Source organism: Pseudarthrobacter sp. NKDBFgelt, assembly GCF_046097905.1.
GTDB lineage: Bacteria > Actinomycetota > Actinomycetes > Actinomycetales > Micrococcaceae > Arthrobacter > Arthrobacter polychromogenes.
On sequence record NZ_JBJURL010000014.1, the window covers coordinates 1 to 25,706 of the forward strand.

At 68.2% G+C, this 25,706-nt stretch carries 22 protein-coding genes; 6 read left to right on the forward strand and 16 right to left on the reverse strand.

Annotated features, from left to right (window positions below; genetic code table 11):
- Positions 1-73: 73 nt before the first annotated feature.
- The 5 genes from ACKAE7_RS05805 to ACKAE7_RS05825 are packed head-to-tail and all read right to left on the reverse strand — an operon-like array spanning position 74 to position 5,976.
- Entirely contained in the window at positions 74-1,228 is a 1,155-nt protein-coding gene (locus ACKAE7_RS05805) for a cysteine desulfurase family protein (protein WP_188808544.1), read from the reverse strand.
- A 3-nt stretch (positions 1,229-1,231) separates the two neighbouring features.
- The gene (gene nadC, locus ACKAE7_RS05810; RefSeq protein WP_190610178.1) at positions 1,232-2,149 is read right to left on the reverse strand and encodes a carboxylating nicotinate-nucleotide diphosphorylase; all 918 of its coding nucleotides are present in this window, start codon (positions 2,147-2,149) and stop codon (positions 1,232-1,234) included.
- Positions 2,142-3,932, reverse strand: a complete 1,791-nt coding sequence (gene nadB, locus ACKAE7_RS05815) for an L-aspartate oxidase (RefSeq protein ID WP_408978706.1) — start codon at positions 3,930-3,932, stop codon at positions 2,142-2,144. The genes nadC and nadB overlap by 8 nt, the downstream gene beginning before the upstream one ends.
- Positions 3,933-3,964: 32 nt before the next feature.
- Positions 3,965-5,269 carry a quinolinate synthase NadA gene (gene nadA / locus ACKAE7_RS05820; RefSeq protein WP_408978682.1) on the reverse strand — a complete coding sequence of 435 codons (1,305 nt, stop codon included), beginning with the start codon at positions 5,267-5,269 and terminating at the stop codon, positions 3,965-3,967.
- Positions 5,266-5,976 (reverse strand): NUDIX hydrolase, encoded by a 711-nt coding sequence (locus tag ACKAE7_RS05825; protein WP_408978683.1) that lies wholly within the window; start codon positions 5,974-5,976, stop codon positions 5,266-5,268. Before ACKAE7_RS05825 ends, nadA begins: the two co-directional genes overlap by 4 nt.
- 255 nt (positions 5,977-6,231) lie before the next feature.
- Here ACKAE7_RS05825 and ACKAE7_RS05830 point away from each other — a divergent pair, with 255 nt between their 5' ends.
- The 3 genes from ACKAE7_RS05830 (at position 6,232) to ACKAE7_RS05840 (ending at position 9,299) form a co-directional block, all read left to right on the forward strand.
- Positions 6,232-7,614 carry an amino acid permease gene (locus ACKAE7_RS05830; RefSeq protein WP_190610171.1) on the forward strand — a complete coding sequence of 461 codons (1,383 nt, stop codon included), beginning with the start codon at positions 6,232-6,234 and terminating at the stop codon, positions 7,612-7,614.
- A gap of 73 nt (positions 7,615-7,687) precedes the next feature.
- Positions 7,688-8,527, forward strand: coding sequence for an alpha/beta fold hydrolase (locus tag ACKAE7_RS05835; protein ID WP_408978684.1), 840 nt, complete (start codon positions 7,688-7,690; stop codon positions 8,525-8,527).
- Between the two features lie 124 nt (positions 8,528-8,651).
- On the forward strand, positions 8,652-9,299 hold the full coding sequence (locus ACKAE7_RS05840; RefSeq protein WP_188808538.1) for a phosphoribosyltransferase: 648 nt from the start codon (positions 8,652-8,654) through the stop codon (positions 9,297-9,299).
- A 126-nt stretch (positions 9,300-9,425) separates the two neighbouring features.
- Here the strand turns inward: ACKAE7_RS05840 and ACKAE7_RS05845 are convergent, their stop codons facing one another.
- Positions 9,426-10,757, reverse strand: coding sequence for an MFS transporter (locus ACKAE7_RS05845; protein ID WP_188808537.1), 1,332 nt, complete (start codon positions 10,755-10,757; stop codon positions 9,426-9,428).
- A 305-nt stretch (positions 10,758-11,062) separates the two neighbouring features.
- Between ACKAE7_RS05845 and ACKAE7_RS05850 the strand changes: the two genes are divergently transcribed.
- The gene (locus tag ACKAE7_RS05850; RefSeq protein ID WP_188808536.1) at positions 11,063-11,797 is read left to right on the forward strand and encodes an IclR family transcriptional regulator; all 735 of its coding nucleotides are present in this window, start codon (positions 11,063-11,065) and stop codon (positions 11,795-11,797) included.
- Here ACKAE7_RS05850 and ACKAE7_RS05855 read toward each other — a convergent pair.
- The 4 genes from ACKAE7_RS05855 to ACKAE7_RS05870 form a co-directional block, all read right to left on the reverse strand.
- On the reverse strand, positions 11,794-13,098 hold the full coding sequence (locus ACKAE7_RS05855; RefSeq protein WP_408978685.1) for an MFS transporter: 1,305 nt from the start codon (positions 13,096-13,098) through the stop codon (positions 11,794-11,796). The two genes, ACKAE7_RS05850 and ACKAE7_RS05855, sit on opposite strands and share 4 nt — an antisense overlap.
- 241 nt (positions 13,099-13,339) lie before the next feature.
- The gene (locus tag ACKAE7_RS05860) at positions 13,340-16,408 is read right to left on the reverse strand and encodes an AAA family ATPase (RefSeq protein WP_408978686.1); all 3,069 of its coding nucleotides are present in this window, start codon (positions 16,406-16,408) and stop codon (positions 13,340-13,342) included.
- Positions 16,405-17,589 (reverse strand): exonuclease SbcCD subunit D, encoded by a 1,185-nt coding sequence (locus ACKAE7_RS05865; RefSeq protein ID WP_408978687.1) that lies wholly within the window; start codon positions 17,587-17,589, stop codon positions 16,405-16,407. The genes ACKAE7_RS05860 and ACKAE7_RS05865 overlap by 4 nt, the downstream gene beginning before the upstream one ends.
- A gap of 53 nt (positions 17,590-17,642) precedes the next feature.
- Positions 17,643-18,548 (reverse strand): aquaporin, encoded by a 906-nt coding sequence (locus ACKAE7_RS05870; RefSeq protein ID WP_408978688.1) that lies wholly within the window; start codon positions 18,546-18,548, stop codon positions 17,643-17,645.
- Positions 18,549-18,707: 159 nt separating this feature from the next.
- On the opposite strand from ACKAE7_RS05870, the gene ACKAE7_RS05875 reads away from it, so the two are divergent.
- Entirely contained in the window at positions 18,708-19,817 is a 1,110-nt protein-coding gene (locus ACKAE7_RS05875) for an ADP-ribosylglycohydrolase family protein (RefSeq protein ID WP_190610155.1), read from the forward strand.
- On the opposite strand, the gene ACKAE7_RS05880 is transcribed toward ACKAE7_RS05875, so the two are convergent.
- Positions 19,798-20,277, reverse strand: coding sequence for a DUF4395 domain-containing protein (locus ACKAE7_RS05880; RefSeq protein ID WP_188811915.1), 480 nt, complete (start codon positions 20,275-20,277; stop codon positions 19,798-19,800). The two genes, ACKAE7_RS05875 and ACKAE7_RS05880, sit on opposite strands and share 20 nt — an antisense overlap.
- Positions 20,278-20,353: 76 nt before the next feature.
- A complete protein-coding gene (locus ACKAE7_RS05885; protein WP_188811913.1) occupies positions 20,354-21,364 on the reverse strand; it encodes an exonuclease domain-containing protein in 1,011 nt (336 codons plus the stop codon).
- An 82-nt stretch (positions 21,365-21,446) separates the two neighbouring features.
- Between ACKAE7_RS05885 and ACKAE7_RS05890 the strand changes: the two genes are divergently transcribed.
- A complete protein-coding gene (locus ACKAE7_RS05890) occupies positions 21,447-22,223 on the forward strand; it encodes a DedA family protein (protein ID WP_408978707.1) in 777 nt (258 codons plus the stop codon).
- Positions 22,224-22,313: 90 nt separating this feature from the next.
- Here the strand turns inward: ACKAE7_RS05890 and rdgB are convergent, their stop codons facing one another.
- The 4 genes from rdgB to murI all read right to left on the reverse strand — a co-directional run bounded on the left by rdgB (position 22,314) and on the right by murI (position 25,591).
- The gene (gene rdgB / locus ACKAE7_RS05895; RefSeq protein WP_188811911.1) at positions 22,314-22,973 is read right to left on the reverse strand and encodes an RdgB/HAM1 family non-canonical purine NTP pyrophosphatase; all 660 of its coding nucleotides are present in this window, start codon (positions 22,971-22,973) and stop codon (positions 22,314-22,316) included.
- Complete coding sequence (gene rph / locus ACKAE7_RS05900; protein WP_104184889.1) at positions 22,970-23,728, reverse strand: ribonuclease PH; 759 nt, start codon at positions 23,726-23,728, stop codon at positions 22,970-22,972. The genes rdgB and rph overlap by 4 nt, the downstream gene beginning before the upstream one ends.
- Positions 23,729-23,798: 70 nt before the next feature.
- Positions 23,799-24,596 carry an MBL fold metallo-hydrolase gene (locus ACKAE7_RS05905; RefSeq protein WP_188811909.1) on the reverse strand — a complete coding sequence of 266 codons (798 nt, stop codon included), beginning with the start codon at positions 24,594-24,596 and terminating at the stop codon, positions 23,799-23,801.
- Positions 24,593-25,591, reverse strand: a complete 999-nt coding sequence (gene murI / locus ACKAE7_RS05910; RefSeq protein ID WP_188811907.1) for a glutamate racemase — start codon at positions 25,589-25,591, stop codon at positions 24,593-24,595. Before murI ends, ACKAE7_RS05905 begins: the two co-directional genes overlap by 4 nt.
- Between the last annotated feature and the right edge of the window lie 115 nt (positions 25,592-25,706).

Below are 25,706 nucleotides of genomic sequence, written 5' to 3' on the forward strand. Positions count from 1 at the left end.
TCGCACTGACCTATCGAGCCGGCGTCGTCCTGTACGCCGTCGTCATCTGGCTACGCCAATAAGGAGACACACCCTAGCCGCCGAGCGCCCGCACGCTCTCCACTGCGTGGCGGACTGCCCCCGCTGCGGTGTTGAGGTCCTCCTCCGTGACCGAGGCATCGAAGCTGAACCGGACCGCTGTCTGGGCAACCTCCGCCTCATAGCCCAGCGCCGTGAGGACAGGCGACGGCGCATCGGACCCGGCTGCGCACGCTGATCCGCTGGAGCACACCACGCCCTGCCGCTCCAGCTCCAGGAGCACGGATTCGCCGCTGGTTCCCGGGAAGCAGAACGATGCCACGGACGGCAGCCGGCGGGAAGGATGCCCGGTGAGGGCAGCGCCCGGAACGCCGGTGAGCACTGCGTTGATGAAGGCATCGCGCAGGGCCACCACACGTCGTCGCTGTTCCTCCTGGCGGGCCTGGGCAAGCGTCAGCGCCGTGGCCATGCCCACGGCACCTGCCACGTTTTCCGTCCCCGACCTGCGGCCCCGTTCCTGGCCGCCGCCGTGAATGAGCGGCTCGATCCTGGTGCGGCCACGGACAAAGAGCACACCGCATCCCTTGGGCGCCCCCAACTTGTGGCCCGAAATGCTCATGGCGTCGATGCCCAGCGTGCCGGTGTCCAGGGGCAGCCATCCCGCCGCCTGGACCGCGTCCGTGTGGAAGGGAACCCCAGCGTGCCCCGCCTCCGCAGCCAGCTCTGCCACCGGCTGTACGGTCCCCACCTCATTGTTGGCGTACATGATGCTGGCCAGCGCGGTTTCCGGACGCAGGACCGCACGGAGGGCTTCCGGCGTCACCAGCCCCGTGCCGTCCACGGGGACCACGTCCACCGCGAATCCGTGGAAGCGTTCCAGGTACCGGGCGGATTCCTCCACGGCCGGATGTTCGACGGCGCTGATCACCACCCGGTTAAACTGCGGGCGGGAAGCCTGCCGCGCCAGGGCTATGCCCTTGACGGCCAGATTGTCCGCCTCAGTCCCGCCGGACGTAAAGATCACCTCTCCCGGACGGCAGCCCAGGACAGCCGCCACTGAGTCCCGTGCACCGGCGAGGGCCGTGGCAGCTGATTCACCCAGGGTGTGGTGGCTGGAGGGGTTCCCGAAGTCGCTGGTCAGGTATGGCCACATGGCTTCCAGCACCTCGCGGCGGACCGGGGTGGTGGCGGCTGCATCAAGGAAAATCATGGCTTACCCGGCTGTCAGTTCCACGTCCAGGCCAAGGTCCAGGGCTGCCACCGTGTGGGTGAGCGCCCCGACGGAGATGACATCCACGCCGGTGGCGGCGATTCCCGCGACCGTGCTGAGGTTGACGTTGCCGCTTGCTTCCACGCGGGCCCGTCCGGCCACCAGCGTAACGCCCTGGCGGAGCTCCTCCAGCGTGAAGTTGTCCAGCATGATGGTGTCCACGCCTGCTGCCAGGACGGGTTCGATCTGGTCCATGCGGTCCACCTCGACTTCGAAGTGGGTGGTGTGTCCCAGCTGGGCCTTGGCCGCCAGGAGCAGCTCCGTCAGCCTGGCCGGGTCCCCTCCGGTCATCACGGCCAGGTGGTTGTCCTTCGCCAGCACTGCGTCAGAGAGGCTGTAGCGGTGGTTGGCGCCTCCCCCGCACCGCACGGCGAACCGTTCCAGGATCCGGAGGCCGGGGGTGGTTTTCCGGGTGTCGGTGATCCTGGCCCGTGTCCCCTCGGCCAGCTGGACGAACTCCGCGGTCCTCGTGGCGATCGCTGACATCCGCTGGACCAGGTTGAGGGCCACACGCTCGGCGAGCAGGACCGGGCGTGCCCGTCCGCTGACCCGCGCAAGGTGGGTGCCGGCGTCAAACCTTTCCCCGTCCGCCAGCAGCAGCTCCACCGTGGTGCCGGGGTCCACCAGCTGCATGGCGTCCCGGAAGACGGTGGCACCGCTGAAGACGCCGGGCACGCGGGCGTTCAGGACCGCCGTGGCGCGGGCATCGGCGGGAATGAGCAGCTGGGAGGTGATGTCCCCGGCCGGCGCGTCTTCGGCGAAGGCGCGCTCCAGGATCTCCCGGACGGGAGCAGCCGGCAGGGCGAGGTCCAGGCCAACGGCCCTGGCCGCCACGGGTGCGATTACGGAGTTTTCAGTCACGGACAAGGCTCGCTTTCGGGCGCAGGCGGGAGTGTTCTTGGAGTTCATCAGCGATGCCGGCGGCATCTGCCGGGCTGTCGCTCCGGTAATGGGCGCCCAGGGACGCAGTCCGCTCCCGGGCGGCAGCCACGAGCAGTTGCGCGGCGAGCAGCAGGTTGCGGTCCTCATGCTCCCGCGGCCCGGCCCCGGCGGCTACTGTTCCGGGGAGAACGACGGCGGCCCACCGGTCAAGGGTTTCCGTCGCCTCCCGCAACAGCACCCCATTCCGAAGCACCCCGGCCTTGGCAGTCATCAACCGGCGAAGAGCATCACGGGAAAACGGAGTTTCCATACCTCCGCCCCCACCGAAGCTGGCCGGCAGGCTCCCACCTGGCGCAACCGAATCGGCCACCGCACCTGCTGAACCTGCAGGGAAGGCGACGTTCGTACGGTTGCCTGAGGGTGCCCCGGAAGCATGCGTAAAGGGGAGGCCGCCCGCGGCCGACCTAGCATGCGGAGGGGCGCCCTCAGGTGACCCCCAACCAGAGGCGTCATCGGAGAGGAAATCTTCAACAGCGCGGCGGCCGAAGACGAGTCCCTCGAGGAGGGAGTTGCTGGCCAGCCGGTTTGCCCCTTGGACGCCCGTGCATGCGACTTCCCCGGCGGCGTAGAGTCCGGGCATGCTGGTCCTGGCATGGAGGTCGGTGAGTACCCCGCCCATCCAGTAGTGGGCTGCCGGGGCCACGGGGACCAGGTCCCGGGTCCAGTCGATACCGGCCGCGAGGGTCTTTTCGGTGAGGGTAGGGAACCGCCGTGCCAGGAAACCGGCTCCCCTGGCTGCCTCGATGACGCGGGCGTCAAGGTACACGTGGCCGTTGGGGTCGCCGAGCTTGGCCAGGTGCAGGGCTATGCTGCGGGAGACCACGTCACGCGGGGCAAGCTCTGCGTCCGGATGGTACGCCCGCATGAAGCGTTTCCCGTTGCCGTCAACGAGGAGGGCCCCTTCGCCGCGGACAGCTTCGGAGATCAGCAGCGGCTCGCCGGGGGCGGGACCGGCTGGCCGGACCAGGCATGTGGGATGGAACTGGAAGAATTCCAGGTCGGCTGTCCTGGCTCCGGCGCGGACCGCGAGCGCCAGGCCGTCGGCAGTGGCCACTGCGGGGTTGGTGGTCTGGGCAAACAGCCGGCCGGCGCCTCCCGTTGCCAGCAGGACGGCGTCCCCGTGCAGTGCTGTGCTCTTCCCGTGCTGCAGGAACTCCACTCCGGTGACCGTGCCGCCGTCGTGAAGGAGGGCGGTGGCGTGGGCACCGGTGATGACCGTCAGGACACCTGCCGCCTGCCGGGAAAGCACAGCCTCGATGAGCGCGCCGGCCACTTTCGCGCCCGTGGCGTCACCGCCGGCGTGGAGGATGCGCGGCGCGGAGTGGGCGGCCTCCAGCCCCAGCGCCGGGCCCCCGGCCGTCTCCACATCGAAACGCACGCCGAACCGCTGCAGTCCGGCGATGTCACTCCGGGCCTCCGTGCACATCAGCCGGACGGCGTCGGCGTTGCAGTGCCCGGCACCGGCCTGGAGCGTGTCGGTGACGTGGGCCGCAACAGTGTCACCCGGGGATGGTTCATCCAGCACGGCCGAGATCCCGCCCTGGGCGTACCAGGTGTTGCTGAGGTCCAGTCCGCCTTTCGTCAGGAGAACCACGGACGCGCCGGCGTCGGCAGCCAGCAGCGCCGCATACAGTCCGGCAATGCCGCTGCCGACGACGACGAGCCGGCAGCGCGCGGGCATCCCGGGCCCGCCGGGCACCATGGCTTGGCTGGACACTCTGGCCTGGCTGGACATTACGGCCTGGCGGCGAGCATACGCTCGAGGGCGGTCCGGGCATGGTCTTGGACGGACTCTGCCACGGTGATGCGGTTGACCACCCGGCCGGCCACCAGCTCCTCCAGCACCCAGGCCAGGTACCCCGGGTGGATGCGGTACATGGTGGAGCAGGGGCAGATCACGGGATCCAGGCAGAAGATGGTGTGCTGCGGATATTCCGCTGCAAGCCGGTTCACCATGTTGATTTCGGTGCCGATCGCGAAGGTGGTTGGCTCCGTGGCAGCCGCGATGGCCTTCTTGATGAAGTCGGTGGAGCCGGCAGAGTCGGCGGCGTCCACGACTTCCATGGGGCACTCGGGGTGGACAATCACCTGGACGCCGGGGAAGTCTTTCCTGGCCTTCTCGATCTGCCCCACGTTGAAGCGCTTGTGCACCGAGCAGAATCCGTGCCACAGGATCACCCGGGAATCGAGCAGGGCCTGCGCGTCGTTACCGCCCAGCTCCTTGCGCGGGTTCCACATGGGCATCTGCTCCAGCGGCACGCCCAGGGCTTTGGCGGTATTGCGGCCCAGGTGCTGGTCGGGGAAGAACAGCACGCGCTGGGCACGCTGGAACGCCCACTCAAGGACGGTCCTGGCGTTGGATGACGTGCAGACGATGCCGCCGCGCTCACCGCAGAACGCCTTCAGGGCTGCGGAGGAGTTCATGTAGGTGACGGGGAGGACCGGTACCCGGCCCTCGGCGTCGGGTTCGGTGCCGAAGATCTCCTCAAGCTGCTCCCAGCACTCGGCCACGGAGTCGGCGTCGGCCATGTCTGCCATGGAGCAGCCGGCCGCCAGGTTGGGGAGGATGACTGCCTGTTCGGGTGCGGAAAGGATGTCAGCGGTTTCCGCCATGAAATGGACACCGCAGAAGACGATCGCTTCCGCGTCCGGCCTGGTGAGTGCGGCGTTGGCCAGCTGGAAGGAGTCGCCCACGAAGTCGGCATACTGGATCACTTCGTCCCGCTGGTAGAAGTGCCCCAGGATGACGGCACGGTCACCGAGCGCAGCCTTTGCTGCAAGGATGCGTTCGCCCAATTCAGCGTCGCTGGCGAGCTTGTACTCCTCCGGCAACTGGCCCTGGCGCGGGGTGGCAGCCGGCGCGACGTCTGCGCTGGAAGCGCCGGGGCCGTAGGCGGGAATGCCGGCGAGCGCCTCGGCGAGGTCGTAGTCCCACGGGCCCTTGGCCAGGGCGGGACTGCAGGTGCTGCCCTTCGCCGTCGCGCCTTGTTCCGCCTGTTCGCGCGTGATCAGCTGGATTGCTGTGTTGACGCTGCTCATGGTGTGCTCCTGTTGTATGGGTCAAGGCCGGGCCGGCCGGTAAAGCGGTAGAGGCGCGGGGGGCGGTGCTTGCCGCCCTGGAGGTACTCGCCGGTTTCCTCTATTTCGGGGGTGGATTTCAGCTGCCTTCGGAAGTTCGCCGGATCGAGCTCACGGTCCAGCACTGCCTCATAGACCTCGCGGACCTGGGCCAGCGTGAAGTACTCCCCCAGGAGGTGGTAGGCCACGGACCCGTAGGCGAGCTTGTTGCGCAGCCTCCAGAGGGCGTAGTCCACGATCGCGTTGTGGTCGAAGGCCAGCTCCCCCAGCCGGTCCGCCCGGAACCACCGGACGTTTTCGGACTCATCGGCGAGCGCGGCTTCCGTCGGCTGGACCAGGGCCCAGTACACGATCGACACCACCCGCTGGGTGGGTGAGCGGTGCAGCCCACCGAATGCATACAGCTGTTCCAGGTAGCTGGGGGCGAGCCCGGTGGTCTCCCTCAAGTTCCGGGACGCGGCATCCTGGAGGGATTCCGCGTGGCTGAGCGGTCCGCCCGGGAGCGCCCAGAGCCCCTTGAAGGGCTCCCTGATCCGGCGGACCAAAGGCAGCCAGAGCGTGGGCCGGCCGGAGCTTTCACTGGGCCGGAGGGCAAAGATGACGGTGGAGATGGCCAGGGAGGGGGGTGCCGCCTGGCGCTCCGACACGTTTGCAGAGCTGGAGTACATGTTCCACCGCCTTCCTGGCAGCAGGGGCCCTCTTCGGCAGGGCGCCCAGTCTAGTTATAGTCAGTCTGACCAAAACTAATTGTACGGGCACGTGCTGGAAAAAAGCCAAATGTTTCTGCCTGCCTGCCCGGGCTTTCCTCCGGGAACTCCGCTAAGCACTCCACTGCGCCGAATACCGCCGGCGGGACGGAGACGGTAAATTCAAGTGGTCCCACAAGGAGCCATCATCCAGACCCCAAGAAGGTTCACGGCATTATGACGACGAAGTCCACCACAGCACGACCCGAAGGGCGCCGCCTGCATCCCGTCCACAGCATGAAGCCCAGGCAGCTGACCATGATGGGGTTGGGCAGTGCCATCGGCGCTGGGCTCTTCCTGGGTTCAGGCGCCGGCGTGCAGGCCGCCGGCCCGGCGGTACTCATTTCTTACCTGGTGGCCGGCACCCTCATCATCCTGGTCATGTGGGCGCTGGGCGAGATGGCCGCCGCGAACCCCAACAGCGGAGCCTTCTCCGTTTATGCCGAACGCGCCCTGGGCAAGACCGCCGGAGCCACTATCGGCTGGCTGTGGTGGCTCCAGCTGGTGGTGGTCATCGCCGCCGAAGCCCTCGGCGCTGCGGCCCTCCTCTTCTCCGTCTGGCCCGCCGTTCCGGTCTGGGCCCTGTCGCTGGTGTTTATGGTGGTCTTCACCGGCATCAACCTTGCCGGGGTACGGAACTTCGGAGAGTTCGAGTTCTGGTTCGCCATCCTCAAGGTGGCTGCGATTGTGCTGTTCCTTGCGGTAGGCGCTGCCCTGCTCCTGGGCCTGCTGCCGGACGTCGCCTCGCCGGGGCTGTCCAACCTCACCGCTGATTTCGCCCCGCAGGGCCTCGGCGGCATCGCCTCGGCGCTCTTCGTGGTCATCTTTGCGTTCGGCGGCACGGAGATCGTGTCCGTGGCTGCAGCGGAGACCGAAAATCCAGAACGGAGCGTGGCCAAAGCCATCCGCACTGTGGTGTGGCGCATCCTGGTCTTCTACATCGGCTCCGTCTTCGTCATCGCCGCTGTCCTGCCGGCAACCTCCCAGAGCCTGTCCTCACCCTTCGCCGGCGTCCTGGACGCCGCCCGGATCCCCGGTGCCGGCACGGCCATCACCCTGGTGGCCGTCGTCGCACTCCTGTCCGCTCTGAACGCCAACCTCTACGGGGCCTCACGCATGGCCTACTCCCTCGCCCAGCGCTCGGCCGCACCCCGGTTCCTGACGCGGCTTTACGGCGCGAACGTGCCCGTGCTGGCCGTCGGTGTCTCGGTGGCGTTCGGATTCATCGCCACAGTGCTGGAACTCCTCTTCCCCGAACGGATCCTGCCGGCCCTGTTCCAGCTGGTGGGGTCCACCTGCCTGGTGGTGTGGGGAAGCGCCCTCGTGTCGCAGCTGATCCTTCGGCGCCGCGCTGACCGCGCCGGCACGCCCCTGCCCCTGCGGATGAAGGGCTTCCCCGGCCTGACCATCCTGGGACTTGTGCTTCTGTCCATCATTTTCGCCGTGGGTTTCAGCGCCGAAGGCAGCCGCATCCAGTTGTTCAGCACATTTGGGCTCATCGCCGGCATCGCTCTGGCCTGTGCATTGGGAGCCCGGCTCACGCAGCGGGCCGGCAGGTAGAGTAACGTCCAAAAGCAAGAGGCACCGAAGCGCCGGGTCCGCCCGGGCGCCGTAGTTGATGAGGACTGACACCATGAGCGGCAGGCACAGCGGCCAACAGCAGACGCATACCGTGGAGGGCACGGACCCGCAGCTCTACGTGGCGGTGCACGAACCCGCCGCTGACGCCGGGCTCCGCCCCGTCCTGCTGATACACGGCTTCTCCTCGTCGAGCAAGCTCAACTGGGAGGACACCGGCTGGGTGGCAGCGCTCCTCGATGCCGGGCGGCGCGTCATCACGGTGGACCTGCCCGGGCATGGCCGCAGCGGCGCGCCGGAAGACCTGGACTCCTACTCCCCCAGCAGGATCCGCGCGGACCTGCTGCAAACAGCGTTCGACGCCGGCGTTCGGCCTTTGCAGGAGGGGGAACCTTCCAGCGGCCTTGACGTGGTGGGCTACTCGCTGGGTTCCCGGCTCGCCTGGGAGTTCGGCGCAACCCAGCCGGAAATCACGCACCGCCTCGTCCTGGGCGGTCCCAACGTCTCCGATCCCTTGGCGGAGTTCGACCTTCGGGCCGCACAGGACTACCTGGCCGACGGCACGCCGATCGCGGACGAATCCACGGCCCAGCTGCTCAAGATGGCGCTGCTGCTGCCCAGCAACAACATCTTTGCGCTGCTCTCCCTTGTGGAGGCCATCAAAGCCGAACCCTACGACCCTGCAGAAGCCGTGCCCCACGTCCCCATGCTCCTGGTGGCCGGGGACAAGGACGAACGCGCCGGCAGCCTGCCGCAGCTTGCTGAACTGGCGCGGAAGGCCGGAGGGACGGCCGAACAGCTGGTCCTTCCCGGCCGGAACCACACGAACGCTATCACCAGCAGGGCGTTCAAGCAGGCGGCCGTCAGGTTCCTGGCCGGCCAGGAACCTGCCTGAGGGCCGCTTTCTTCCGGCCCGTTCCAGAGACGGTTCGTCAGGCGGATTTGCCGGTACCCGGGGGCGCCTGCCGTCCCCGCAAACGGTAGGCTGAACTTTAGGCTGGAAGAGCCTGGAGGGACTGATGGGCACGTTTTTCGAAGACCGTACGGACGCCGGTGAGCGGCTCGCCGCTGTACTAACGCAGTTCCGGGAGCGGCCAAACACAGTAGTCCTGGGCCTGGCCCGGGGCGGTATCCCGGTAGCGGCCGCCGTCGCCAAAGCCCTCTACCTGCCCCTCGGAACAGTCCTGGTCCGGAAGCTGGGGATTCCCGGCCACGAAGAAACGGCCTACGGGGCACTGGCGTGGGTCCGGGGCCGCACCGTCCGGCTGATCAACAAACCCCTGCTGGACCGGGTCCTCGAACACGGCGTGCACCAGGAGTGGCTGGACGCGGTGGAGCAGCGGGAGCGGACCGAGATGCTCCGCCGCGTGGAGATCTATCCCGGAGCGGACCTGGACGTGGCGGGAAAGACCGTCCTCCTGGTCGACGACGGCCTGGCCACCGGAGCCACCATGAGGGCAGCGGTAGAAGCAGTGCGTGGGGGCGGCGCGGCCACCGTCGTGGCCGCCGCCCCGGTGGGCTCCGTGGAGGCGGCGGCGTCCGTGGAGCGGGTCTGCGACGCCGTGATGTGCCTCCACTTGCCCGGCAAGTTCCGGGCGGTAGGCAGCTTCTACCGGCATTTTGACCAGCTGTCCGACGACGAAGCGATCAGCGTCCTCGAGCAGTAACGCCGCGGGCCCCTACGTTTCGGGGGAGGCAAGGGGCCCGGTACCGCACAGGAGGCCCATACGGCGAAGCGGGCCGGACCGCCATGGTCCGGCCCGCCGTCGTCCTGCACTGGGCGGTGCTGGGGATCAGTGGTGGCTGACGCCGAGTGGCCGCCCCTTGGTTTCCTTGGCCAGGACCACACCAACGGCGGAGATGACGCACAGGATCATGATGTAGATGCCGATGGAGCCTGTCCACTTGGTGGCCTGCAGCAGGGTCTCAGCGATGGTCGCTGCGAACGCGCCGCCCAGGATGGCGCCGAACGCGTAGCCGATGGAGATTCCCGAGTAGCGCACGTTGGCCGGGAACATCTCGGCGTACATTGCGGACATCGGTCCGTAGGACAGTCCGAGCCCAATGGTGAGGACAAACAGCGCCAGTCCGTACAGCCAGATGTTCCTGGTATCGATGAGGGCAAACATGGGAATCATCCAAACAAAGATGATGGCGTACCCGGTCAGGAACGTCTTGACCCTGCCGATCCGGTCCGAGATCCAGCCGCCCGCCAGGGTGAAGATCAGCCAGCCGAAGGAGGCAAGCGTGGTGGCCAGGAGAACTTGGGGCGTGGGCATCTGCAGCGTCCGAGTGGCGTAGGCAATGAAGAAGGCGATCAGCAGGTAACCGGCGGCATTGTTGCCAATGAAGATCATGGTGGAGTACAGGACCGGCTTCTTGTGGTTGCGGATCAGTTCTCCCAACGGGGCCTTGCTTTCCTTCTTCCGTGCTGCCATTTCCTGGAAGACCGGGCTTTCGGCCACGGCGCGACGAATCAGGTAACCAACAACGATGAGGACAATGGAGAGAAGGAAAGGCACCCGCCAGCCCCACGAGGTGAAATCTTCCCGCGACATGCTGGTGTTGAGCAGGAAGAGCAGCCCGGTGGCCAGGATCATGCCGATCGGCACGCCAATCTGCGGGTAGGCGCCGAACAGACCGCGCTTGTTGAGGGGTGCGTGTTCCACCGCCATCAGGGCCGCGCCGCCCCATTCGCCTCCTGCAGAGAACCCCTGGAGGATGCGGAGGAGGATCAGCAGGATTGGGGCCCACGCGCCGATCTGGGCATAGGTCGGCAGCATGCCGATCAAGGCGGTGGCAGCACCCATCATCACCAGGGTCATCACAAGCACTGCCTTGCGTCCCAGGCGGTCGCCCAGGTGCCCGGCCACCACGGCACCGAGGGGCCGGAAGAGGAAGCTGATGCCGATCAGGGCAAACGAGAGGATCTGCGCCAGGCCGGGGTCGGACTCGTTCAGCGGTGCCAGGAACAGCGGTGACAGCAGCGTTGCCGTCAGCTGCGCGAAGATGAAGAAGTCGTACCACTCGATGGTGGTACCGACGAGGGTGCCGGCGAGGACCTTGCGTTCCTCCCGCCGGGAGCTGGGACCGGCGAGTGTGTCCACCTTGGAAGGTGTGGTCATTGAAACTCCATTGTTCAAGGCAGCAGTGCTGCCGGGACGCCTTCAGGATTACCGACAGAACGGTCAGTTAGTTAGTAGGGTACACCGAAAATGTGAGGCGGAACACGGCCTCCCGGAACTTTCTTGCGCGGTTGGCAGAAGAGGCTTGCCTCTCCGTGGCGCCCGCTGCCCGGTACCCGGCGCCCGTGGACTCCCCAAAGCCCGAGTTCTATATTTGGAATGCCGTTTCGTATTCAGGACGCCAACCCGGGTTAGCCGGCCCGGCCTCGGGGCGTCGCCCATACCCGCCACCTAGGATGGACACCATGAATCCCACCGCTGCAGCCCCGGCCGGAGCAGCGCCGGCGCAGGCTTCCCCCTCCCAGACCCTGTCGCGGGGAATCCGTGCCCTGGAGATCATGGCGGCGGCGCCCGGGCCGCTCACCATCGCGGAACTGGCCGACGCCATGGGCGTGCACCGCTCGGTGGCCTACCGGATCCTCCGTACCCTGGAGGATCATTCACTCCTGGTGCGAGACGACGCCGGCCGGGTCCAGCCGGGGCCCGGGCTTGCGGTCCTGGCGCGCGGCGTTTCCCGCAACCTGCAGGCTGCCGCACTGCCGGAACTGACGCAGCTGGCCAATGCCCTGGATATGACGGCGTTCGTCGCGGTCTGGGACCACCACGACTGCATCACCCTGCTCACGGTGGAGCCCCGGCATTCCGGTGCCACCGTGGCGCAGCATCCCGGCACCCGCCACCCCATCAACGCCGGCGCGCCCGGGATCGCCATCCAGTCCGCGCTCACCGAGGCGGAATGGGACCGGCTGGCCACGGGCATCCCCTACCGCCCCGAGGCTGCCGAAGCCCGCCGCACAGGCTATTCGGCCAGCCACGATGAGGTGATTGCGGGAGTTTCCTCCCTGGCCGCGCCTGTCAGGGTTCCCGGCGGCCGCCCTGCTGCGCTGGCCGTCGTCTATATCCGCTCATCCCGTGATCCCGCGGCGGTGGGAGCCGCGCTGGTTGAGAGCGCGGCAAGGATTGAACGGCAGCTGGCCTAGGGCTTCCGACGAAGAACGACGGCGGCTCCCGCTCCCAGCAGCGCCAGCCCCGAAGCTGCGCAGACGGGGACAAGGAAGGCCGCCGCGTAGCCGTGGGTTTCGGCAAGGTGGCCGCCCAGGGAAGACCCCAGCGCCGTGCCCGCCACGATGCCGCTGGCCAGCGCCGTCATCACGGTCCCCAGGCGGCCCGCAGGAGCCACAGTCCCGCCAACAGCGAAAACCGTGACCATGACCGGGCCCACCGGGAGGCCCAGGATCAGCAGCGCCGCCACCATCGCGGGCATTGAAGACGGCAGGAGCAGCAACAGGGACAGCGCAGCCATCAGCGCGGCGCACAGTACCCAGCGCCGGGCCAGGCCGAAGCTCTGCGGCCAGTACGCAACGGACAGTGCAGCCACCGCCGAGCTCAGCCCCATGACGGCATACAGCAGGCCGGCTGCCTCAGAGCCTGCAAACCCTGCCGAGAAAGAACTCAGGGCGGTCTGGGTGGAACCGAAGAACGTCCCCATGCACACCATGGCGAACACGGGCAGGGCTACCGCCGCCGGGAGCCTTGCGGCCCCTGGCTGTGGACCGGCCGGCACCTGCCCACCCCTGGCGGGCCTGCTGGGCGGAACTGCCCGGTGCGTCCGGTGTACCGCGAAGGCGGGAACGAGGGTGATGGTCAGTGCAACCGCCACTGCGAGCGGCAGCCAGGGCGCCAGCAGGCTGGCCAGGATTCCCACCAGGGCGGGGCCCAGGACAAAGGTCACCTCATCTGCGGTGCTTTCGTAGGAAAGGGCGGTGTCCAGGTCCCGTGTTTGGTCCGTGGCCGAGCCATGGGCGGCCAGGGCCATCCATCGGACCCTGGCGAGCGGACCCACCTGGGGGCAGCTGGCACCGGAGACGAAGGAGGCGGCAAGGACCGCTGCGGGGACACCCGGGGATTCCGCGGTGGCCCACACAGCCAGGATCAGGGCCACCACGGCAATGCTGTTCAGGAGCGCAGCGATCAGGAGCACGGGGCGCTGTCCCCGGCGGTCGGCAAGGGACCCCAGAACCGGCGCGCCCACGGCTGAACCGATGCCCACGGCGCCTGCCGCCATCCCTCCGAGCGCGTACGAGCCACTGGCTGACGTGACCAGGGTCAGCGTTCCCACCGTCAGCATGGCCAGCGGCAGCCGCGCAAACAGGCCGAGGGGTATAAAGGCGCGGCCGGCAAGAAGGGGAAGCCTGGCGAAGCGGCCGCGGGAGGCTGCAGGGGTTTTTCCCGGGGCGGGTGGAGCAGCGGCGGCTGTGGCCGGTGTCGGAGGCGAGGGCAATTCTCCTGCGGCGGGGCCGGTTACGTGCGTGTTGGCTGGTGAAACGGGTGAGTTCAATTCCGGGCTCGTTCATGTCGTGCGCATCGTCCCTCCTCCCGATGCGCGCAACCCGGTAACAAGGCAATTATACGGGCGCTTACGTATCTGGCCCGCAGCGCAGCCCGCCGGTTGGTGTGGCCGTACGGTCACACTGGCGCCTCGCCGTCAGGTCACAGCGCAGATTGGCTAGAGGACCGCACGGTCACACTGGCACGTCCGCGCCGTCCGATATCCGGAGGGTGGAGCCGTTCCGGCCCTTGAGCACTTGGAGCTGGGCGCCGATCCGCTGCTTCATCTCTGCGACATGGCTGACCAGTCCCACCACGCGGCCGCCGTCCCGCAGCCCTTCCAGGGCGTCCATCACCTGTTCAAGGGACTGCTCGTCCAGGCTTCCGAATCCCTCATCGACAAACAGGGTTTCAATTTCCACTCCGCCTGCCTCCTGCTGGACAACGTCCGCCAGGCCAAGTGCCAGCGACAGGGAAGCCATGAACGACTCCCCGCCGGACAGGGTGGAGGTGTCCCGGCGGAACCCGGTCCACTGGTCCACCACTTCAAGTCCAAGCCCCGATTTTGCTCCGCGCGCGGCCTTGGCGTCGGTGTGCTGTAGCAGGTAGCGGCCATCGCTCATGGCCACCAGCCGTTCGGAGGCTGCCACGGCAACCTGCTCCAGGCGGGCGGCCAGGACGTAGCTGTTCAGGCTCATCCGGTAGTTGTTCTCGCCCCGCCCGGCCGCCGCATCGGCCAGCCCGGCCAGCATCTGAGCCCGCTCTGCCGGCTGTCGTGCTGAGCCTGCCAGGTCTTCGTATTCAGCACGGATGCCGCGCAGCGTGGCAAGGCACCGGGCGGCCATGCCGGCAGCCAGGTCAGCATCCCGGGCATCCTGGAGAGCCTCTGCCGCAGTTTCACGCAGGGCGTCGAGCCGTACCTGGTCCAGCTCGTAGCCCGCGGACTTCTCCTCCAGTGCCAGCAGGACATCGTCGGACGCGAACAGCTCCGCCACTCTCGCTTCCTCGTCCTGGGCTGCCCGCACCCGGGCCTCGAGCGCAGCCGCCTCATCGACGTCGAGCAGCTGCTCCCGTGCCTCGCCAGCGGATGTAAAACCGGCCGCAGGCAGTGCCAGTTCCAGTTGGTCCAGAGCCTCCGCTGCCTGGGCCTCCATCCTGTCGAGGTGCGCCTGCGCCTCGACCGCCTTGTTGAGGACAGTCACGGCGGTCTCCAGGGCACGCAGCCGCTGGGCCAGGCTGCGGTGGGTGCCCCTTAGCCCTGCCAGCGCCTGGTCCAGAGCCGAGGATTGTTCGGACACGTCGGCCAGTGACGCTGCGGTCCGCGCCAGCTCGCCTTCGGTACCTGTGCGGGATTCCAGGGCGGCCGCCGCAGCGGTCTCGAGTTTGCCGAGCCGCAGCCTGACTGCTTCCAGTTCCTTCACTGCCCCATCGGCGTCGGCCGCTGCCTGGCGCGCACCCTCCGCCGCACTGAGGGCCTCATCCTCCGCGGTGTCCCCGCCCTGCCCGGCGAGGACCGCCACCAGCTGGCTGGCCTCCCCCAGCTCGCGGGCCACCAGGGCAAAGGCGGCTTCCGCTGCTTCGTGGACCAGCCGGGCTTCTTCCTCTTCCTGTGCAAGTTCCGGGCCACCGGAGCTCCCCGCGGCCGGAGCGGGATGGTCCGGGCTGCCGCAAACGGGGCATTGTTCCCCGTGGACCAGCTTGGCAGCCAACTCGGCAGCGGCATTGGCCAGCCGCTGCTCCCTCAGGTCCAGCCAGCGGCGTTTCGCCTCCAGCTGCCGGTCACGGCATTCGTCATGGCGGACCTTCACCAGGTCCCGGGTGGCAACGGCGGAGCCGTAGCGCCTGACCACGTCCAGCAGTTCCTCCGCTGCTGCAGCTTCCTTCCGGCGCAGTGCCACGGTGGCCGCATGCTGTTCCAGGTCCTGCAGCCCGTCCTGGAGAAGGCTCCGCTCGTCCGCCAGTTCCTTGGCGCGCTTGCCTGCCTGTTCCAGGGCCGCGGCAAGCTCCTCCCGCTTTCTCAGCAGGCTGCTGTGGCGCTTCCGAAGGGCCAGCAGCCGGTCTTCGTCCGGCAGCCTGGCCTCGACTACGGCCAGGAGGGAACGCAGCCGGCCCAACTCGGTTGCAGCTCCGGCGACAGGTCTTGCGGCATCGGCTGCGGGGCGCGGCGCTAAATGGAGTTCCAACTCCGCCAGTTCGGGGTCCTCTCCCGCAGCCAGGCTGAGCAGGGTGAAGGCTGACTCCACGGCGGTAGCGGCGCTCCGGGCTTTGGCGGCACTGGCATCAACGTTCAGCAGCTGCCCCTGCAGGACCTCGGCCTTCCGGTGCCGGGCCAGCCGAAGGAGGTGATCGCCAAGCAGCTGCGCCCCCTGCTCCACCGCCAGTTTCCGGGCTGCGGCGGAGTCGAGCTTCCGGCGCCGGTCGGCGCGCAGTGTTTCGACGCCAACGGCGTTCCTGCATTCGGTGCTTGCGGCCTCGGCCCGCCCTGCCTGCGCCGTCAGCTCCTCAAGGCGGGCGGCCACCGCTTCCTCCAGCCAGCCGAGCCGCGCCTCGGTGTTCTCCGGGGAGGGAGCGCTGGAGCTGTCTAGGCTGAGGCGCGCAGCCTCGGCCTCCGCGCGGGCTGCCAGGAGTTCGAGCCGGCCCGCAAGGTGGGACACCTCATCCTTTGCCGCCTGCGCCTGGCGCGAGAGTTCCTGCTCCACGGATTCGAACCGCTCGGTACCGAACAGCTTTTGCAGGAGTTCCAGCCTGTCCGTGGCCTTGGAGCGCAGGAACGCGGCAAAATCTCCCTGTGGCAGCATCACCACCCGGGTGAACTGCTCCCGGTCCATGCCCAGCAGCGCCAGAATCTCAGCGCCGGCCTCGTCATTGCGGGCCGACTTGTCCGTCCAGGTCCCCCCTGTCCGTTCACGCAGCAGGGTCTTGGCCTGCTGGGTGGTGAAGCCGTTCTTCCCCCGGGCGCTCGGTTTGTCCCAGGCCGGGGACCGTGTCACTTCAAAGCGGCGTCCCTGGGCCGAGAACTCGCAGGTCACGGCGGGTTCCTGCGCCGGCTCCGCATGGTCGCTGCGGAGCCGTTTACCGTCCTGGCGGGCTCCCGGAACGGAACCGTAGAGGGCAAAGCAGATGGCATCCAGGACACTGGTTTTCCCGGCACCCGTGGGGCCGTTGAGCAGGAAGAGGCCGTGTGCGCTGAGCCGGTCGAAATCGATCTCCTCGGTGCCGGCGAAAGGGCCGAACCCCGAAATCTGCAGGCGGTGGATCCTCATCGTGAAGCCTCCAGGAGGCGGACGTTCTCCAGCGCGGCTGCGAGCGCCGCTTTTTCGGCGTCATCGGGGACCCTGCCCCGCACGTGTTCCAGGAAGCCGCAGCATACCGAGAGGTCGTCGGGTGCCTCGGCGAGCCTGCTGCTGTAGCTGGAAGCGGCCGCCGGGGTTCCACCCTCGGGATCGAAGCCGAGGACCAGCGTGTCCGGGAACCGGGAACGGAGCCGCTCCATGGCCCGGGCTGGACGCTGGGCGTCTGTCAGCGTGACTTGGCAGTAGGCTGCTTCGGCCCACTGGTGCTCGGGCAGCTCAAGCAGCTCTTCCAGCGGACCGCGCAGCACGGCCAGCGTCCGGGGCGCTTCCCACAGGACTTCCTGCACGGAGCTGACCCCCTCCGAGCCCACGTCCACGAGCCAGCCGCCCTTCCGGTGCGTGGCTTCGGAAAAGGAATACGCCAACGGCGAGCCCGAGTACCGGACCTGCGGCGACAGGGCCTGGCGGCCGTGCAGGTGGCCCAGCGCGGTGTAGCTGAAGCCGTCGAAGAGGTCCAGCGGTACGGCTCCGACGCCGCCGATGCTGAGGTCGCGTTCGCTGTCCGAGCTGATCCCGCCGCTGGCGAACGTGTGCGCCAGGACCACGGAGTGGACGGCGGCGGACGCTGAACGCCGTTCGATATCCTCCCGGATCAGCGCTGTTGCCGCCCGGGTGACCTCGAAGTGGCTGGCAGTGTCCACCCCGAGCTGTTCGGCGACAAGACGGGGCTCGAGCCACGGTATGCCGTAGATGGCCAGCACAGCTTCAGCAGGGTGGCCGTCAGGGGCATCGTCCAGGGGCAGCAACAGCGGCTGGTCCAGGCTCTCGATCCTGGTCCGGAGGTGGACTCCCCCGCGTTCCAGGAGGCGGGAGGCGAAACCCAGGCGGATGGCGGAATCATGGTTGCCGCTGGTCAGCACCACCTGCGCGCCCGCGGCTGTCAGGCGGACCAGGGCATCATCCAGCAGGCGCACTACGTCGACGCCGGGAAGGGCACGGTCATAGACGTCCCCGGCCACCAGGACGACGTCGACGCCGTGCTCAGTAACCGTGCGGACCAACTGGTCAACGAAATCCCGTTGGGCATCGAGCATGCCAACGCCGTGGAAGGACCGCCCCAGGTGCCAGTCCGATGTATGTAGTAGCCGCATGTTCCTAAGCTATCGGCTGCCACTGACAGCAGGCGCAACCGCCGCGTTCACCGTCAGCCCCGCTTGCCGTCAAAGAATTCCTGGGCTTCGGTGGATGCGGGTTCGGCCGTTTCGGCGGACTCCCCTGCCTCATTGGCTTCTTCTCCGGTCCCGGCCTGCACGACGGCACCGACACCAGCACCAGCACCAGCACCAGCACCAGCACCGATGCTCCGGAAGACCAGCCCGGCAATTGCAGCCCCCAACAGCGGGGCGGCCAGGAATACCCAGAGCTGCCCCACGGCCCAGCCCGAGCTGAACACCGCGGACGCAACAGCGCGGGCAGGGTTGAACGGCAGGTTCCCTACCGACTGGCCCAGCTGCAGCAGCACTGCAAAGGTCAGGCCCACGGCCACGGGGGCTGCAGACCGGCTGCCCCCGTCCCGGGTGTCCCTGCCGGACGTGCCCACAAAGACCGCGACGACAATAGCGGCTCCGAGCATTTCAAGGAGCAGCACTGCCGCCAGCGGCGCCTGGATGATGGAGTGTTCGCCGAAGCCGGCGGTCACGGTGTCAAAAGCGGTGCGGCTGTCCGCGATGCCCGGCAGGGTGCGCAGGATCCCGTAAAGCGCGAGGGCTCCTGCGAGTCCCCCCGCCAACTGGGCGCCCACATAGGCGGCAGCAGCTCCGGCCCTGATCCGGCCTGCCACAAGGTGCCCCAACGTGATGGCGGGGTTGAAGTGGCCGCCCGAAACGTGCGCGAAGGCCAGCATCGCGGCGGTCACGGCCAGGCCCGCGGCAAGTGCAGCAGGAAGGGGGCTGGAATCCGGGATGGTGAACAGGGGCACGCCGAGGCCGGCCACCACGATGAACAAGGTGCCGAACGCCTCGGCCCCCAGCCTGGGCAGGAACCCCGGCCGGGCGACCTCCGGGCCGCTGGGCATCAGGACGTCGTGGGGGGCGGGTGCGGGGGAACTCATGGCGGGACCCTTTGGTAGGTAGAAGAAGGCGGTGCTGCCGCCGGGCAACCCTTCCATTATTCCAGCCGACGCTGGACGTTTGCTGGTGCAGCGCCTTTGCGCAATGCCGGCAGTGGGCGGGCGTGCCGGCGCCGCCGGAGGCCGCGGTAAATTTACAGCATGAGCATTGAACCCGGCCCGTCCGTGCCCGCACTGAAATCCCGCATCCATGGCTGCCTGCTGGGCGGCGCGCTGGGCGATTCCCTGGGCTACGCCGTCGGCACGGGGTCGGTTGAAGAGATCCGGAGCCGCTCCGGCGGGCGCGGCATCACCGGATCCGGCCCCATGCCCGGCACGTTCTCCGACGAAACCCAGCTGACCCTCTACACGGTGGACGGGCTGGTTGAGGCCCTGGAATGGGCGAATTCGGGTGTCGGCGCGGATGTGAACGCCTGCCTGTGGCTCGCCTACCTCCGGTGGCTGGCCACCCAGGGGGAAGCCGCTCCGGCGTCGGCCCCCACACCACAGCCCCGGTGGATAGACGGGCACGCTGCGCTCCGCCAGCGGCGGAACCCCAGCACAACCTGCATTTCCGGGCTGGCAACGGGTGAAATGGGCACCTCGGTCCGCCCCGTGAACCCCGAATCGAAGGACTGGGGCACCGTGGTGCGGTCAGCACCGTTCGGGCTGATCCCGCACATTACGCCCGACGCCGTCTACAAGCTGAGTGCCGACGCCGCCTCCCTGACGCACGGCCACCCCGCGGCGCGCCAGGCTTCCGGAATCTTCAGCCTGCTGGTTCACCGGCTGGTTTCGGGTGAAGCCCTGCCGGAGGCTGCCTCCGCCGTGACCGCCCACGCCCACACCCTGGGCGGTGTGGCTCACGAACTGCCGGAACGCCTGGAAGCCGCGCTCTCACTCGCCGCCAGGGGCGTAACCACGCCGGAGGAACTCATCGAGGCACTCGGTGACGGCCGGACCGCCGAGGACGCCCTCGCCGTCGCGCTGTACGCCGTGCTCGCCACTGTCCCCGTCACGGGGACGGCCGACGCAGGGACGGACGACGACGGCACGGACACCCTGCCCGTCCGTCACTTCCGGGAGGCGGTGTCCCTGGCGGTGAACCACGGCGGGCAAAGCGACGCCACCGGTTCACTGGCCGGGAACATCCTGGGTGCCTACTACGGCGAGGAGTGCCTGCCCGCAGACTGGCTGGAGTCGCTGGAGGCGCCTGAGGCAATCCGCGGCATGGCCGGTTTGCTGGTGGGCGTCACGACCGCCGAAGGCTGATGTTGTTGCACGCCTCGCAGACGTCCTCCGGGATCAGTCCGCGGCGCTGCAGGAACCCGAAAACCACGCAGCCCAGGCAGAACCCGGCAAAGGCTTCAAGCGACGCCGCCACGATCAGGACGCCCAGCACCGCCCACGCCGCGGGCGCCGCTCCGGCCACGAACAGGGCAAGGGCTGCTGTGGAGACGGCCGCCCCCATGCCCTGAGCGAAGCGCTTGGGCGGTCCGGGCACCAGTTTCACCCGTCCCAGCCGCGGCGTGATGACCTTGACGGACACCAGTGCCAGCGGCGAAATCCTCGGTCCGAAGAGCACGCGCAGCCAGAACCCGGCGGCGATGGCCAGCAGGCCCCACCCGGAGCCAAGGGCAAGCGTGACAACCGCGAGCGCCACCACCAGTCCGGCGGTGACGCGGGCAGCGTACTCGTTGACCGGATTCGGGAAGGCGAACAGAGAGCTCATGTGCCAAGGCTAGAAGCGCAGGGCACCGGGGCAAAGGTTTGTTGCGCCCTGTGAAGACGCGATCGGACCGGAGGCCTCAGGCGATGGCTGCCGCCGCGAAGTCGCCCACCATCTGCAGGAACTCGCCTTCGGACAGCACTTCGATGGACTGCCCACGCCCGTGGAGCTCCAGCACGCGCCGGGCTTTGCCGGTCAGCCGGCCGGAGCGGAGGTCGGAGGCAACAAAGCCGTCCCCCACCACCAGGACGGTGGTGCGCCCGGTCACCCGGCTCTCCGGGCGGGCGCCGACGTCGGCAGAGCGCCTTTTGGCTTCCGGGCGCCCAATGGACAGCTCCCCGGTGAAGACGACGGTCTGGCCGTACAGGGGGTGGCCCGGCTCGGCGTCGGGGTTGGGGAGCGGGTTGGCTCCCTCCTCCGGCCAGCCCGCCTGGAAGGGCCTGAGCGGCGCAGCGGTGCCGCCGGCGGCAGCGGCAAGGGCCGCGATACTGGACTTGGACAGTCCGTCCGTTGCCGGGTCGAAGGCGTGCTGGCGCGGCATCACCAGCCCCAGCGACAGGTAGAGTTCGGCGATGCTGTTGGCCTGGTTCCGCCGGGCTATGTCGATCAGGATTCCCGCACACGCCCGGGCATCCTCGGCGGCGTCGTGGTGCTTCACCAACGGCACGCCGGCTTCCTCGGCGGCGAACGGCAGGGAGTTGGAGACCAGCGAATAGCACCGCCGGGAAAGCATCACGGTGCACACATAGTCGTAGGCGGGCCCCGGCAGGCCGGAGACTTCCAGGCCCGACCGGATCACGCCCAGGTCGAAGGCGGCATTGTGCGCCGCGAGGATGTCATCGCCAATGAAGGCGCCGATTTCGGGGAAGAGTTCCCCGAAGCGGGGGTGCCCGGCCACGTCGTCAGCCCGGATGCCGTGGATCCGGACGTTGTGGTAGTCGAAGTGGTCGTGGTTCGGCGGGGGCCGCATCAGCCAAGAAGCTTCGTCCACGATCTGCCCGCCCCGTACCTTGGTCAGGCCAACCGCACAGGGAGAGCCCCGGAAGCCGTTCGCAGTTTCAAAGTCGATCGCCGTAAAGTCCAAACCCACGGCCCAACCTTACCGCCGGAATGCTGCCCCTCCATGCAGGCACAGGTCTGTCAAGTACCCTTGAGGGGTGAACTTTCCTGTGATGAATGACCTCGCCGTGTCCATGCTGGGCGGGGCAGGACCGGTGCAGCCCCAGCTGGCCTCCTTCCTGCCCGACTGGCTGAACCCCCAGGTCTTCCTGGCCGATCCCGCCCTGGCGCCGTGGGTGGTGCTGCTGGTCTGCGGCATCGTCTTCGCGGAGACCGGCCTGCTGGTGGGCTTCTTCCTGCCTGGTGATTCCATGCTGTTCACAGCCGGCCTCCTGGTGGCCACGGACACCATCAAGTTCAACGTGTGGGTCTTCGCGCTGCTGATCATGATTTCGGCCATCGTGGGCAACCAGACCGGCTACCTCATCGGGTCGAAGGCCGGGCCCGCCATCTTCAACAAACCCAACTCGCGCCTGTTCAAGCGGGAAAACGTGGAGAACGCGCACGCCTTCTTCGAAAAGCACGGCGGCAAGGCACTGATCCTGGCGCGCTTCGTCCCCATCATCAGGACTTTCGTCCCCGTCATCGTGGGCGTCGCCCAGATGAACAAAAAGAAGTTCTTCCTCTTCAACGTCATCGGCGCAGTGCTGTGGGGCGGCGGCGTGACGCTCCTGGGGTACCTGCTGGGCGACCGTATCCCCTGGGTCCGTGACAACCTGGACATCATCTTCATCGCGATCGTCCTGGTGTCTGTCCTGCCAATCGGCGTGGAGGTCCTCCGCGGCCTGTCCGCCAAGCGCCAGGCGAAGGCCTACGGCACCGACCCCGTGGAGGAATTCATCGAGGAGCACGCCCCCAAGGACGAGCAGAAGACCCCGCGCCTCCCGTAAAGTGCCCGTAAACCATCAAAGGTGTGCTCCCCGCCGCGGCGGGGAGCACACCTTTTTGGTTAACCGGCGGTTGTTAAGCCTCCGCGTCCGTCAGGCCTCTGCCCGGCGCAGCGCCTCGACGATGGCCGGCAGCAGCGCCCGGAAGGCCTTGCCGCGGTGGCTGATGGCGTTCTTTTCCTCTGCGGACAGCTCGGCGCAGCTGCGGTCCTCCCCCGCGGGCTGCAGCACGGGATCGTAACCGAAGCCCCCGCTGCCCCGCGGCTCGCGGAGCAGCACGCCCTCCAGCTGTCCGTATTCCACCACCTCGTGGCCGGGCCTGCCATCCGTGTCCGGCACTGCCAGCGCCGCCGCGCAGACGAAGGCCGCACCCCGGTGGATGTCCGGCACGTCGGAGAGCTGGCTGAGCAGGAGCCGCAGGTTGGCGGCGTCGTCGCCATGGGTTCCCGCCCACCGGGCCGAAAAGATCCCCGGCGCTCCGCCCATCACGTCCACCGCAAGGCCGGAGTCGTCGGCAATGGCAGCCAGGCCGGTGGCCTCCGCAACGGCGCGCGCCTTCAGCAACGAATTTTCGGCAAAGGTCACGCCGGTTTCGACGACGTCAGGGGCACCTGCCGCTGCCGCGTCCACCACCTGGGTGTCGACGTCGAGCCCCGGGACCTGTCCCCGCAACAGCTCGCGGAGCTCCCGGAGCTTGCCCTTGTTGTGGGTTGCCAGGACCAGGCGGGGAGCTGGGCCGCCGGCCGGGTTCACAGCGTGTCCGCCAGGGTCTCCCGCTGGATGGCGGCGAGCTGCGTGGTGCCCAGCAGCGCCAGGTCCAGGAGCTGGTCCAGCTCGGCCCGGTCAAAGGGTGCGCCCTCGGCCGTTCCCTGCACTTCCACGAACTTTCCCGAGCCGGTGACCACAACGTTCATGTCGGTTTCGGCCCGGACGTCCTCGACATACGGCAGGTCCAGCATGGGCACGCCGTCGATGATGCCCACGGACACGGCGGCAATGGTGTCGATCAGGGGCTGGGCATTCTTTGCGATCAGCTTGTTGTCGCGGGCGAAGCGGATGGCGTCTGCGAGCGCGACGTAGGCGCCGGTGATGGCTGCCGTGCGCGTGCCGCCGTCCGCCTGGAGGACGTCGCAGTCCAGCACGATGGTGTTTTCGCCCAGGGCTTTGGTGTCGATGATCGAGCGCAGCGAACGCCCGATGAGCCGCGAGATTTCGTGGGTGCGGCCGCCGATCTTGCCTTTGACGGATTCGCGGTCGGAGCGGGTGTTGGTGGCCCGGGGCAGCATGGCGTACTCGGCGGTGACCCAGCCGCGGCCTTCCCCCTTGAGCCAGCGCGGTACGCCTGCGGTCAGGGATGCGGTGCACAGGACCCGGGTGTTGCCGAACTCGATCAGGGCGGATCCCTCGGCCTGGGTGGACCATCCGCGGGTGATGCTGATGGGCCGGAGCTGGTCGGGGGCGCGGCCGTCGGCGCGCACGATGGGTACTGCAGTTGCTTCAGAAGTCATGCCTTTAGCTTATCGACTGCACGCCCGGCCGATGCCGGGACCCGGAGCGAAGGCCGGGCAGACCGAAGGGCTAGATGGTGTAGTGCACTCCGGCGACCGCCACCGCAACGTCGCCGCCGAACACCGGTCGGGCCTCGGCCATGACCGTGGTCTGGGATGTCCACACGGGAATGTGCGTAAGCAGGAGCCGGCGCGCCCCCGCCGCCGCAGCGGCCTCCCCGGCACGCTTTCCGGTCAGGTGGACGTCCTTGATGCCGTCGTCGCGGCCTTCCTCGAAGGCTGCCTCGCACAGGAACAGGTCGGCGTCCTTGGCTGCTTCCTCAAGCCCGGCACAGGAGTCGGTATCACCGGAATACGTCAGGACGCGGGACACCGGCGCGCCGTCCTTGTCCGGCTCCACCACTTCCACCCGCAGGGCGTAGGCCTCCTCCACGGGGTGGTTCACGGCGAAGGGCGTCACGGTGAAGGGCCCCACGGTCACGGCTTCGCGTTCCGCCCAGTTGGTGAAGTCGAATTCCTCGTGCATCCCGGGGTCCAGCTCCAGGCCGTACGCCGTGGCCATCCGGTCTGCCGTGGCCGCAGGTCCCCAGACGGGGATCCGGCCGCGCCCCCAGCCGCCGGGTTTCCACCGGACAGCCACGTGCAGGCCGCACAGGTCCATGCAGTGGTCGGGGTGCAGGTGGGTGAGGAAGATCGCGTCGATGTCCTCCAGATCGGTGTACCGCTGGATGGCACCCAGCGCACCACTGCCCAGGTCCATGACCACTTTCCAGGTCCGCTCGCCGTCGTTCGCGGTCAGGAGGTAGCACGACGCCGGTGACCCGGGGCCGGGAAAGGAACCCGTACAGCCTACGATGGTGAGCTTCACTGGCCGCTGCCCCCGGTCGCTGACGTGCCCACGAAGTTGGAGATCCGCGGCCGCGCCGCTGCGCTCTGGGCGGCGGCGATCATTTCCGGGGTGATCCTGGCCAGGCTTCCGGTGGGGTACTGGGCGGACACATGGTCCACGTGCCGGACGGAGAGGACCTCCGGCCCCAGGAACCGCCGGGCCAGCGCCTCGAACTGGCCGGCATCGCCGGTGGCCACGAAGTGGTGCTCCGGCGGGTTTGAGTCCGTGCGCTGCAGGTTGTGGGTGGCCAGGGCACGGTAGACGTCCTTAGCGGTTTCCTCGGCGCTCGACACCAGGGTCACGTCCGCCCCCATAACATAAGAGATGACGCCGGTGAGCAGCGGGTAGTGCGTGCAGCCCAGGACCACCGTGTCCACGCCCGCGGCCTTGAGCGGGGCGAGGTATTCCTCGGCGACGGCCAGCAGGGCCGGTCCGGTGGTGATCCCTGCTTCGACGTAGCTGACGAATTCCGGGCACGCCACGGAGGTGATCGCCAGGTCCGGCGCCGCGGCGAACGTGTCCTCGTAGGCGCGGGAGCCGATTGTGGCGGAAGTGCCGATCACGCCGACCCGTCCGCTGCGGGTTGCTGCCACTGCCCGCCGCACCGCCGGCTGGATGACTTCGATAACGGGGATGCCGTACTTGGCCGTGTACCGCTCGCGGGCATCCCGCAGGACAGCGGCCGACGCCGAGTTGCACGCGATGGTGAGCAGCTTGACACCGGAGTCCACCAGTTCGTCCATCACGCCCAGGGCGTTGGCCCGCACCTCCGCGATGGGCAGGGGGCCGTACGGTCCGTGCGCCGTGTCCCCCACATAGAGGATGGACTCGTTGGGAAGCTGGTCGATGATGGAGCGGGCCACCGTGAGGCCGCCAACACCGGAGTCGAAAACGCCAATGGGCCGCGACTCCAGGGCGGCGGCGGGCAGGTCGCTGGCGTCGGACCCCGCTGCAGCGCCGGCTGACGGATCCATGCTTGAGGCTCTACTCATGATTATTCGAGGATAGGTCTTCCCCGCAGCTCCAGTCATGAACCTGTGGCCGGGAGCTCATGTCTGGTGTGTCACAGCGCAGGGACGGGGAGCAGTC